The organism is Congzhengia sp. (assembly GCF_037235575.1).
In the GTDB taxonomy this organism is placed as follows: Bacteria; Bacillota; Clostridia; order UBA1381; family UBA9506; genus Congzhengia; species Congzhengia minquanensis.
Genome location: NZ_JAXUNN010000003.1, coordinates 15,215 through 26,856 on the forward strand (window position 1 = coordinate 15,215; position 11,642 = coordinate 26,856).

Annotated in this window: 9 protein-coding genes and 1 pseudogene; 9 read left to right on the plus strand and 1 reads right to left on the minus strand. The window is 48.9% G+C overall.

The window, feature by feature from the left end; translation table 11 throughout:
* Window positions 1–96: 96 nt before the first annotated feature.
* A complete protein-coding gene (locus WIG73_RS00120; RefSeq protein WP_249313606.1) occupies window positions 97–1,230 on the minus strand; it encodes an MraY family glycosyltransferase in 1,134 nt (377 codons plus the stop codon).
* A gap of 159 nt (window positions 1,231–1,389) precedes the next feature.
* Between WIG73_RS00120 and rlmD the strand changes: the two genes are divergently transcribed.
* The 9 genes and pseudogenes from rlmD to hemW all read left to right on the plus strand — a co-directional run bounded on the left by rlmD (window position 1,390) and on the right by hemW (window position 11,641).
* A complete protein-coding gene (gene rlmD / locus WIG73_RS00125) occupies window positions 1,390–2,754 on the plus strand; it encodes a 23S rRNA (uracil(1939)-C(5))-methyltransferase RlmD (protein ID WP_337398749.1) in 1,365 nt (454 codons plus the stop codon).
* Between the two features lie 59 nt (window positions 2,755–2,813).
* Window positions 2,814–3,488, plus strand: a complete 675-nt coding sequence (locus WIG73_RS00130; protein ID WP_337398750.1) for an ElyC/SanA/YdcF family protein — start codon at window positions 2,814–2,816, stop codon at window positions 3,486–3,488.
* 30 nt (window positions 3,489–3,518) lie between these two features.
* Window positions 3,519–4,238 carry an alpha/beta hydrolase family protein gene (locus WIG73_RS00135; RefSeq protein WP_337398751.1) on the plus strand — a complete coding sequence of 240 codons (720 nt, stop codon included), beginning with the start codon at window positions 3,519–3,521 and terminating at the stop codon, window positions 4,236–4,238.
* Between the two features lie 221 nt (window positions 4,239–4,459).
* Window positions 4,460–4,813, plus strand: a pseudogene (locus tag WIG73_RS00140) (cell wall hydrolase); the annotation flags it as partial.
* Window positions 4,814–4,827: 14 nt separating this feature from the next.
* Window positions 4,828–6,192: a germination protein YpeB gene (gene ypeB / locus WIG73_RS00145; protein WP_337398752.1), complete on the plus strand. Its 1,365-nt coding sequence runs from the start codon at window positions 4,828–4,830 to the stop codon at window positions 6,190–6,192.
* A gap of 536 nt (window positions 6,193–6,728) precedes the next feature.
* The gene (locus WIG73_RS00150; RefSeq protein WP_337398753.1) at window positions 6,729–7,559 is read left to right on the plus strand and encodes a histidinol-phosphatase HisJ family protein; all 831 of its coding nucleotides are present in this window, start codon (window positions 6,729–6,731) and stop codon (window positions 7,557–7,559) included.
* 16 nt (window positions 7,560–7,575) lie between these two features.
* A complete protein-coding gene (locus WIG73_RS00155; RefSeq protein ID WP_337398754.1) occupies window positions 7,576–8,697 on the plus strand; it encodes an SEC-C metal-binding domain-containing protein in 1,122 nt (373 codons plus the stop codon).
* 16 nt (window positions 8,698–8,713) lie between these two features.
* On the plus strand, window positions 8,714–10,522 hold the full coding sequence (gene lepA, locus WIG73_RS00160) for a translation elongation factor 4 (RefSeq protein WP_337398771.1): 1,809 nt from the start codon (window positions 8,714–8,716) through the stop codon (window positions 10,520–10,522).
* 15 nt (window positions 10,523–10,537) lie between these two features.
* A complete protein-coding gene (gene hemW, locus WIG73_RS00165; RefSeq protein ID WP_337398755.1) occupies window positions 10,538–11,641 on the plus strand; it encodes a radical SAM family heme chaperone HemW in 1,104 nt (367 codons plus the stop codon).
* Window position 11,642: the final 1 nt, after the last annotated feature.

Below are 11,642 nucleotides of genomic sequence, written 5' to 3' on the forward strand. Positions count from 1 at the left end.
TTGTTTAAACCTTTCTTTTCGTATCAATCTTTTTGAAATGTAAAAAGAAGATATGAAAAAGCATACCTTCTTTTTTATGATTATCGTTAAAATAAACTATTTTTCTGTCTTTTTCGTCACACATTCAGCGCCGGGCTGTGCGTCCTGGGGACTTTCGGTTTCCGTACTTTCGTCCTCCTGCTTATCGGCAGAATTTGTGCGGCTCATCATGGTGAACACCGCAAACAGCACAATGGACAAAAACAGAACAAACGCCCGCAGGAAGTTCGACACGAACATCACAATGGCGCTGATTGCCAGAATTGCCGACAGCGCGTAGAGTATAATCACGGCGGAGCGCTGGGAAAAGCCCATGTCAATCAGCCGGTGGTGCAAATGGCCTCTGTCCGGCGTCATAATACCCTGGCCTTTTAAAAGCCTTCGGATAATGGCAAACAGAGTATCGAAAATCGGAAGCCCCAAAATTAAAAACGGCAGAGCAAAAGCCACATAGGTTTTAAAGGGTCCCTGAATGGAGATACATGCTAAAACAAAGCCTAAAAACGTTGCCCCGGTGTCCCCCATAAAGGTTTTGGCGGGATTAAAGTTAAAGGGCAGAAAGCCGAAGCACGAGCCCGCCAAAGCGGCTGCCAAAATCAGCATGGTGGCATTGGCGTTGTGTTGCATTAAAAGAATGGACAAAAGCGCCACGGCGGCAATAGAAGACACGCCGGCGGCAAGCCCGTCCAGCCCGTCGATTAAGTTCACCGCGTTGGTAACGCCCACAATCCACAAAACGCTGCCGCCGATGGAAAGCCATTCGGGCACGCGCACCAAAAGGCCGTTCATGGGGTTTGCAACCGCAATGACCCGCACGCCCAAAAGCACCGGAATGCAGGCCGCGGCGATTTGTATTACGAATTTTAAAAGGGCCGGCTTTGGTTTTAAATCGTCTAAAAAGCCCAGCACAGAAATAATCATAGAGCCGATTAAAATGCCAATGAGCGGCTTGTTTAAAGCCCCGTCCACCATGAAGCTGGAAAAACAGCACACGCTGATGAGGAAGCCGTAGACAATGGCAATTCCGCCGATTCTGGGAATTGGTTTTTTATGCATCCGCCGGTTGTCCTTCGGAACGTCCAGCGCGCCGATTTTAAATGCAAGCTTAATGGAAAGCGGCGTTGTGGCATAGGCCACAATCAGCGCAACCACAAACGCAAACACAATAAAAAGTCCGTTTTGTTCAGTCATATCATACTCCCGAAAGCAATTTACAATTGAAATTAATTTTATCATTTGATATTGTATAAAATTATATACCGAAAAGCAGGGTTTGTCAATACAATTCAGTTGTATTTTTTGCGTGGTTATGATATACTTGACATAATCATTTTAAAAGGAGCATTGCCATTGAAGCCGGGTGACACAATCAAGCTGAACATATTAAATACCGCGCCGGACGGGCGCGGAATTGGAAAAATAGATCACTTTGTAATTTTTGTAATCGGCGCCTGCGAGGGCGATTTGGTTTTGGCAAACATTTTAACCGTGCACAAGACCTATGCCACGGCGGCAGCGGTTCAGGTGCTTGCGCCTTCACCTTTCCGGCAGGAAAGTTTTTGCCGGGCGTCGTCTGCATGCGGCGGCTGCCCGCTTTCGCACATTCAATATGAAAAGCAGCTTGCAATAAAAAAGCAGACGATTACCGACGCTCTTGCCCGCATCGGCGGGTTTGATTTGCAGACGGTAGAAATTTCAGACGCTTTGGGTATGGACAGGCCCTTTTGCTACCGCAACAAAATGGTGTTCCCTGTGGGACAGGCAGGCGGCAAGGCCGTGGGCGGGTTTTACGCCCCCAAAAGCCATGACATTGTGCCGCTTGACAGCTGTTTGGCCGGGGAGGAGGCTGCCATGCAGGCGCTTTCCTGCGTGGTGCAGTTTTTAAATGACGAAAGCATCGCCCCCTTTCACGAGGCGAAAAAGTACGGAACCGTGCGGCGGGTTTTTGTCCGCACCGGATTTCACACCAAAGCGCTTATGGTGGTAATCTCCTCTTTTACAGAGCGCATCAGACATTTGGACAGACTCGTTTCCGCCCTGCGGGAAACAGAATTTGCAGGATATTGCCTAAAAAGCGTGGTTTTAAATGTAAATCAAAAAATAAACAATTTGGTGCTTGGGGATGAAAATATTACATTGTGGGGCAGCGATACCATTGAAGATGAACTGATGGGACTTATCTTTTCCATTTCGCCCCACAGCTTTTTCCAGGTGAATCCCGTGCAGACGCAGGTGCTGTATCAAACTGCAATGAGCCTTGCAGAGCTTGACGGCACAAAAACGGTTTTAGACGTTTACTGCGGCATTGGAACCATTTCCCTCTGCGCGGCAAAGCTGGCAAAGCGGGTAATTGGCGTGGAAATTGTGAAGGAAGCAGTGTTAGACGCAGGTGTGAATGCAGAGAGAAACAACATTAAAAATGCTGAATTTTACTGCGGGGCGGCGGAACAGGTTGTGCCGGATTTAATCGGCCGGGATATCAGACCCGACGTTGTGTTTTTAGACCCGCCGCGAAAGGGCAGCGATGAAAGAACCCTGTCGGCAATTTTGTCGGCACGGCCTGAGCGCATTGTGTATGTTTCGTGTAACCCGGCAACGCTTGCAAGGGACGCGCGGTATTTGGCTGACGGCGGATATCGCTTAACCCGCGCCGTGCCGGTTGACATGTTCCCCCATACGGCGCATGTGGAATGCGTGGCTTTATTAAATAAATGAAATTTGAAGCAGATCAATGGTAGATGATTGTGTTTAAAAGCAAACAAAGGGGTGCGCGTATGAAAAAAATAATTTTTCGCATTGCAATTTGTGTGATAGCCGCGGCGGTGCTTTGTGCGGCAGCCGTTTTGGGCATGAACGTGTATATGAAAAATAAGGTAAAGAACCGTATTTTTCCTGCGCCGGAGGCGTATAATAATGGAAAGGCCGACTGTATTGTGGTTTTGGGCGCCGCGGTGTATGACAACGGCACGCTGAGCTACATGTTGCGGGACAGGCTGGACTATGGCATTGCGCTTTATAAAGACGGCGCCGCGCCGAAACTGGTTATGAGCGGCGACCACGGCCGGGAGCATTATGACGAAGTGAACGCCATGAAAGACTATGCCGTTTCGTGCGGCGTTCCGTCGGAGGATATTTTTATGGATCATGCCGGGTTTTCCACCTACGACAGCATGTATCGTGCCAAAGAAATTTTCGGTGCGGAAAACTTGATTGTGGTTACGCAAAAATACCACTTATACAGGGCGCTCTACATTGGGGACAAGCTTGGAATTGACGTTTGCGGCGTCTCTTCAGACCAGCGGCAATATGCGGGGCAGGCCCGGCGCGAGGTGCGGGAGATGCTTGCCCGGTGCAAAGACATGGTGAAGGTAATGGCCCGCCAAAAGCCCCAATATTTGGGAGAAGCAATTCCGCTGTGGAACAACGGCGACGTGACCAACGACAAATAATTTTTTTAAAACCCTGGAAGGAGCAACAAAATGGCACACATTGAAATGACCTACCGGTCGGAACAGCTTGCCTGCGACACAGACATCAACCTGCATCTGCCGGAGGGAATTCAAAAAGGGGAGCGGCTCCCCGTTTTATATCTTTTGCACGGCTTGGGAAGCGGGAGCCGCTCGTGGGACAAATATACCGCCATTGGACGGTATGTGAGAAACAAGAAAATTATTGTGGTGATGCCCTACGCTGGAAAAAGCTTTTATATGAACGAAAAGTATGGGTTAAATTATTATGACTATATTGCAAAGGAACTGCCGGACATGGTTGAAGCCACATTTCCCGCGTCAGACCGCCGGTTTATTGCCGGGGCCTCCATGGGCGGCTATGGCGCGTTTCGAATTGCGTTTAAAAACCCCGGCCGGTATGAGTGGGCCGCGTCTTTTTCCGGGGCGCTTGATATGAAGCCCCTTTTAAAGCTGGACGAAAAGCGGTATGAGCTTATTGCCGGAAGCGAATTCGTGCCGGAGGAGCAGGACCTTTTCACCATGGCGGAACTGGCAGACCAAAGCCCTGTGAAGCCCAAGTTTTATCAGTGGTGCGGCACGGAGGACTATTTATATAAAGGAAACGTTAAATTTAAAAACTTTATGGAAACGCTTTCGTTTGACTATACCTATGCCGAGTCCCCCGGCGACCACAGCTGGGTTTACTGGGACAGGGAAATTGAAAAAACACTGAAGTTATTTGGGTTTTAAACCCCATCCCCCGCTTTCGTTGGAAGGCGGGGGATTTTTTTCTAAACCGTGCATATATTTTCTGAATTTACAGAAAATAACTGTAACCAAAAAAGGAAAGGAACGGTTTTATGAAAAAATATATTTTGGCGGCAGTTTCGTTCATACTTATTTTCACCATGCAGGTTGCCTTTGTGACCATTGGCAAGCAGGAACAGGTAATGGCGGCGGGAAATTATAAAAATGAGCTTCAGCTTTTGGCAAGATGTGTAAACGGCGAGGCACGGGGCGAGCCCTATGCAGGCCAGGTGGCTGTTGCGGCTGTTATTCTAAACAGGGTGAAGCACCCGTCTTTTCCCAACACCATCTCCGGTGTGATTTATCAAAAAGGGGCGTTCACCGCAACGGTGGACGGGCAGATTAACGTGCCCATCAGCGAGGGGTCTTCGGTTTACAAGGCCTGCCGCGACGCCATGAACGGCTGGGACCCCACAGGCGGCGCAATTTATTATTATAACCCGAAAAAGACCACAAACAAGTGGATTTATTCCCGTGAGGTCATTAAAATCATTGGCAGCCACAGATTTGCGAAATAGGAGGATGAAAACACATGTCAAAAAAGGCAAACAATCAATCAAAAGGTTTTTATGCCGTGCTGACCATAGCCCTTGTATCTTTGGCGGTGGTGGCTTTGGGCGGCGTTTATTACTATAAACAGGCCGACGGCCTGCGGGAAGAGCTGCACAACACCTATATGCGGTCGTTCCACGACATGGCAGACTATTTAAACGACATTGACGTGGAGCTAAAAAAAACCATGCTGGCAAGGGATGCGGGCCAGATGTCCACCCTGTCCGCCCAGCTTTATATGCAGGCGGAGGCGGCAAAGGCCTGCCTTGCGCAAATGCCGGTGGAGAACGCTTCCTTTGACAACACATCGAAATTTTTGTCCCATGTGGGGGACTATTCGTCCTACCTGTCCCGGAAAGTGATTGGGAACGGTGAGGTGACGGAGGAGGAATATCAAAACCTGGCGAGCCTTTCGGCCTATGCCGAGGCGGTGAACGAAGAATTTTCCAAAATGGAAAGCGCCGTTTACGACAACACCATGCGGGTGGAGTCTTTAAAGGTACGGAATCCCTTTGTGGTGCACGCGGACGGCGACAGTTTTCAAGACGGCATGACGCTGATTGAGTCGATGCCCCAGGAATATCCCTCTTTAATTTACGACGGCCCGTTTTCCGAGCATTTGCAGACCACAGAGCCGGAACTGTTAAAAGGAAATCAACAAATTTCCAGGTTTACCGCGGAAAGTGTTGTCAAGCTGTTTTTGGGCGAGGAGCGCGCATCAAAGGTGGCATATGAAAGCGACGGCAGCGGACAGATAGAAACCTATATGTTTTCCGGCAATTCGGACAATGGCTCTATCAGCGTTGAGGTGACAAAGGAGGGCGGCATGGTGCTTTGGATGCTGGACTCCAGGGAAGTGAAAGAGGAACGGCTCAGCGTGGAACAGGCCATGTCGGCAGGAGAGCTGTTTTTGTCTCAGCGGGGCTACCCGAATATGAAAAGCAGCTATTACGACGTGGCGGACAATGTGGCCACCGTGAACTATGCTTATTTTCAAGACGGCACTACCATGTATCCCGATCTGATTAAGGTAAAGATTGCATTAGACAACGGGGAAATTGTGGGATTTGAGTCCTTAGGCTACATTATGTGCCACAGGGACCGGGAAATTCCCCAGACCATTATCAGCGAGCAGGAGGCCCGTGAAAAGGCAGGCACACACCTATCTGTGGACACGGTTTCAAAAGCCTATATTCCCCTTGACAGCAAGCGTGAAGTGTTCTGCTATGAGCTTAAAGGTACTTTGGGAAAAAATAATTTCTTAATTTATATCAATGCGGAAACCGGCCGGGAGGAAAAAATTCTGATGCTGCTGGAGTCGGACAAAGGTATTTTAACCATTTAAAAAATTTACAAAATTTTCTTGATATAAAAAAGCTTTAGCAGCACAAACTATGATTGTAACGAAGCGGTGATATGATAAAATCGGACGTTTAAAGCATTGGCCGTTTTAAACGAGATGATGAAAATACCATATCAGAAAGCGTTCGTTACTGATATAAATCGTGATGCGTTGTGCGAAGGAAATTGAGCAAACATTCAGACGGTGAAACGTAAATGTTACAAAAACAGCTTTTTTAGTTTGAAATGATTGATTTTGTTTTGATGAATGGAAAAGTGGTTTTGCCGAATGAGGTACTGTAAGTTCCGTAGAAGAAGTAGTTTTATTTGAAGTGAAACATGTGAGTGTATTGGTTTGAAGAAGCGAAAGAAGTAACACAAAAAAACGTATCACGGCGAGGGAGCTGCCCATGTGCAAACTGTTGACTGTTTGCGTAGGGCAGCTCTTGTGTTTTTGTGCAATTATGTGCCTGCCTGGGCTTGATTTAAGCGGTATAGTTGTGTTATACTGATTATAATGTTAAAAAGGAGTGAACTGTTTTGGAAATTTATGACTGTCATCTGCATACCACCTATTCTAAGGACGGGAAATCCACCCTGGATGAAATGTGCGGCCGGGCGCTTGCCCTTGGAATGCGCGCAATTACAGTGACAGACCATAACGAGCCGGACACGCCCGGCTTTCCCGCTTATGAACATATACGGCAATCTGTGGCGGCGGCAAAGCGAAAGAACGAAGAACTTGGCGGAAAGCTTCAGGTTTATGCAGGCGTGGAGCTGGCAGACCAGTTTATCGGCGGACAGGATCCGGCGCCCTACTATGAAATGGATTTGGATTGTATTTTGGGTTCTATTCACTCCACAAAAATGTATTCTGCCTTTTTCCCCGACCATACATTTGGTTCCGATTTGCTGCAGTCGGCACAAAAGGCCGACATGGACTTTTTAAAAAAATTTGTTGAAGCTTATTATTCAGAACTTAGAAAAACAGCAGAGAAAGCAGACGTTGATGTGATCGCACATTTAACGTTTCCACTGCGCTACATCAACGGCCGGGCAAACCGCGGGCTTGACATTGCAGAATTTTATCCGCTGATTGACCAGGTGCTTGCGGCTGTTGTAAAAACCGGAAAGGCCTTAGAGGTGAACACCTCCGGCATGGCCACGGATTGGAAGCACTTTATGCCGGATGAAGATATTTTAAAACGGTATTATGCTTTGGGCGGCAGATTTGTCACCACCGGCAGCGACGCCCACAGGGCGGAAAATTTAGGCGTGGGAATTCCCGAGGCCATTCACATGCTTCAAAAAATCGGGTTTACCCACGGCTCTTACTTTGTGAAACGAAAACGTTTTGAATATCAATTTTGAAACGGAGGGAAAAACAATGGCTCTTTCTTATACGTTCAGCGTGTCCTTTAAAACAGGCTGTTACCGCCACATAAAAATTTCAGCGGAGGCGGCTTTGGCGGTGTTTCACGAGGCCATAGTTGAGGCTTTTGGCCTGGCCGACGGCCACATGCATGTGTTTTTTATGAATAACTGTGCCTGGGACAATACCTGCGGCTACTATTGCACCGGCTTTTTAGAAAGCAAAAATCCTGCCACAGACGAGGTGCGGTTGTGCGATTTTAAGCTGGAGAAAGGCGCCCGGTTCGTTTATATTTACGATTTTGGGAACGAGCAGCGGTTTTCTGTGAAGCTCCTTAAAAGTTCAGAGGAGGAAACAAAGAAACCGATTTTGGTGCGCAGCAAGGGCGAGTTCTTTTTCAGCGACCTTTTGGTGAAGGGCGAGAACGACGAGCCGGAAAAAAAGCTGCCCATTCACGGAAACGACAGGGCGGCGCTGGTGCACCTGTATGCAAGCGCCGCGGTGAACCTTTATGGGTTTGTTTCCCTCTCTACTTTTTGCAAAATTTTTAACAGCCAGAATGAAGAACAGTTAGACGCAAAAGAGGCCGGGGAGCTGCTTTCGGCAGGTTCCGGCGGGGAGTATGTGCTCTATGGCGAGCACCTTGTGTTTCCGGCGGGGAACGAGGTGCCTGCGCTGTTAGAAATTTTAGGGCACGAAACAGAGGGCAAGCCCCGGTTTGTGCCTGCCAGCCGGGAGTCGTTTTTAAAATATCTGGATGTTTATTATATGGACGAGCCCGAAATCCCGGAGAAAATTAAGGCGTTTTTCAGGCCGCTTTTAAAAAGCGAATCGCAGGTTTTCACCATTTGCAGCGAGTTTTTGCAAATGCTGCGGCTGGATTATCCGATACAGGCGTTTTTAGGGCTTTTGCCCCAATACGGCATTTCGCCGGAAACCGTGGGCCAGAATTTTACCAATTTGGTGATTGAGGCCAAAAACAGCAGCAGAATTTGGAAGAACAAGGGCTTTACGCCGCCGGAAATGGCGCGGCTTATGGGAACTGCCAAAAGAATTTTGAAAAAAGTGGGCCGAAACGACCCGTGCCCCTGCGGAAGCGGGAAAAAGTATAAAAAATGCTGCGGAAGAAATGAATGAAATTGGAATGGAGCAAATGATGGACAGACAGAAAAATATCAGAAATTTTTCAATTATTGCACATATCGACCACGGTAAATCCACCCTGGCGGACAGGCTGCTGGAAAAAACCGGCACCATGACCGAACGGGAAATGGAAAACCAGATTTTAGATAACATGGACTTAGAGCGCGAGCGGGGCATTACCATTAAGGCCCGGGCGGTGCGGCTGTTATACAAAGCGTCTGACGGAGAGGATTATGTTTTAAACCTCATCGACACCCCGGGGCACGTGGATTTTAACTATGAGGTTTCCCGCAGCTTAGCCGCCTGCGAAGGGGCGGTTTTGGTGGTGGACGCGTCCCAGGGCATTGAGGCGCAAACCTTGGCAAACACCTATTTAGCCATTGACCACGACTTGGAAATTATGCCCGTTATCAATAAAATTGACCTGCCGGCGGCGCAGCCGGAGCTGGTGGTTGAGGAAATTGAGAACGTAATTGGCATTCCCGCAGAGGACGCGCCTAAAATTTCCGCCAAAAACGGAATTGGCATTGAAAGCGTGCTGGAGCAGATTGTGAAAGTCATTCCCGCGCCCCACGGCGACCCGAACGCCCCCTTAAAAGCATTGATTTTTGACAGCGTTTACGACGCATATAAAGGCGTTATTATCTATTTTCGCGTGTTCGACGGCGAGGTGAAGGCTGGCGACAGAATTCGGCTCATGTCCACCGGGGCGGAGTTTGACGTGGTGGAGGCCGGCTTTTTAAATCCTTCGGGCTTTTTAAACAGCGGCAAGGTTTCCGCCGGCGAGGTGGGATATTTAACGGCTTCGATAAAAAGCGTGTCCGACACGCGGGTGGGCGACACGGTGACAATTGCGACAAATCCTGCAAAAGAGCCTTTGGCGGGCTACAAGCAGGTGAATCCCATGGTTTACTGCGGAATTTATCCGGCGGACGGCGCAAAATACGACGACTTAAAAGAAGCCCTGTCTAAGCTTCAGCTAAACGACGCGTCGCTGGCCTTTGAGCCGGAAACCTCCGCCGCGCTGGGCTTTGGTTTTCGGTGCGGATTTTTAGGGCTTTTGCACATGGAAATTATTCAGGAGCGTTTAGAGCGGGAATATAATTTAGACCTGGTGACCACCGCACCCAGCGTTATTTATAAGGTGCAAAAAACCAACGGCGAAATGGTGGACATTTCAAATCCCTCCAACCTGCCGGACGGAAGCGAAATTGAATATATGGAAGAGCCTATGGTGAACGCAGACATCATGTGCCCCACGGAATTTATCGGGAACATTATGGAGCTGTGCCAGGAGCGGCGGGGTATTTATAAAAACACAACGTATATCGATTCCACCCGCGCCCAGCTTCACTATGAGCTGCCTTTAAACGAAATTATTTACGACTTTTTCGATACCTTAAAATCCCGCACAAAGGGATATGCCTCGTTTGACTACGAGCTTTCCGGCTATCAGCAGTCGGATTTGGTAAAGCTGGACATTTTGCTCAACGGAGAAATGGTAGACGCGCTGTCTTTCATTGTCCATTCCACAAAGGCCTACGGACGGGGACGGAAAATTGCGGAAAAGCTGAAGGCAAGCATTCCGCGCCAGCTGTTTGAAATTCCCATTCAGGCGGCCATCGGCACGAAAATTATTGCCCGAGAAACCGTGAAAGCCTTGCGCAAGGACGTTTTGGCCAAGTGCTACGGCGGCGATATTACCAGAAAGAAAAAGCTTTTGGAAAAACAGAAAGAGGGCAAAAAGCGCATGCGCCAGGTGGGTTCGGTGGAAGTGCCCCAGGAGGCGTTTATGTCTGTGCTGAAACTGGACGAATAAGAGGTGTTTTCTGCTATGCGCGGATTATATGTTCATATTCCCTTTTGCCTGAAAAAGTGCGGCTACTGCGACTTTGTTTCCTATAGCGGCGCTTTTGGCTTAGAGGACGATTATGTAAACGCCCTGCTTTCAGAATTTGCTAGCTTTCGCGGCGAAAAAGTTGACACGGTGTATTTCGGCGGCGGAACGCCCACGTCCCTGAAAACGGAAAACTTAACCAGGCTGTTAGACGGGGTTTTTTCCTCGTTTCATGTGGCGCAGGACGCGGAGGTCACCATTGAGTGCAACCCGAAAACCGCGGATTTTTCAAAATTCCGCGCGCTGCTTTCCCACGGCGCGAACCGGCTCAGCATTGGGGTGCAAACCTTTGACGAACAGTGCTTAAAGGCCATTGGTCGCGTACATGCGGCAGACGATGCGAAACGGTGCATTCAAGATGCGGCGCGGGCAGGTTTTTTAAACCTGAGCGCCGACCTGATGTTCGGCCTGCCGGGGCAAAGCGTTGCGTCGGCAGTGGAGAGCGTTGAAATTGCCGCGGCCATGCCCGTTCGCCACATTTCCTGCTATGGGCTGATTTTGGAAGAGCACACCCCTCTTTGGGAGCAGGTGCAGGCAGGAACGGTTTCGTTGCCGGAGGAGGACGCGGAGTTTTCAATGTATTGTGAAATGAAAGACGCGCTCAATTCGCGGGGTTTTCACCAGTATGAAATTTCTAACTTTGCAAAAGACGGGTTTTCTTCCCGGCACAACTTAAAATATTGGAACTGCGAAGAATATATCGGCTGCGGAGCGGCGGCCCACTCCTATTTTGAGGGGGCGCGGTTCTGCCACGGGCCGAATCTTTTGGATTACATTCAAAATCCCGCCGCCCGTGAAGATGTGACGGTTTTGAATAAAGAGGAGCAGATGAGCGAATTTTTGATTTTAGGCCTGCGCAAAACGGCAGGCGTGTCGGAAACAGAATTTTTTGCGCGGTTCGGGGTTTCCATGAACGAACGCTACAATAACGTAATTGAAAAATTCACAAAGGCCGGGCTTTTGGTGTGTGACGGCGGCGTCCTGCGGTTTTCCGAACAGGGCGTTTATGTTTCAAACACGGTTTTGTGTGAATTTGTGTGAG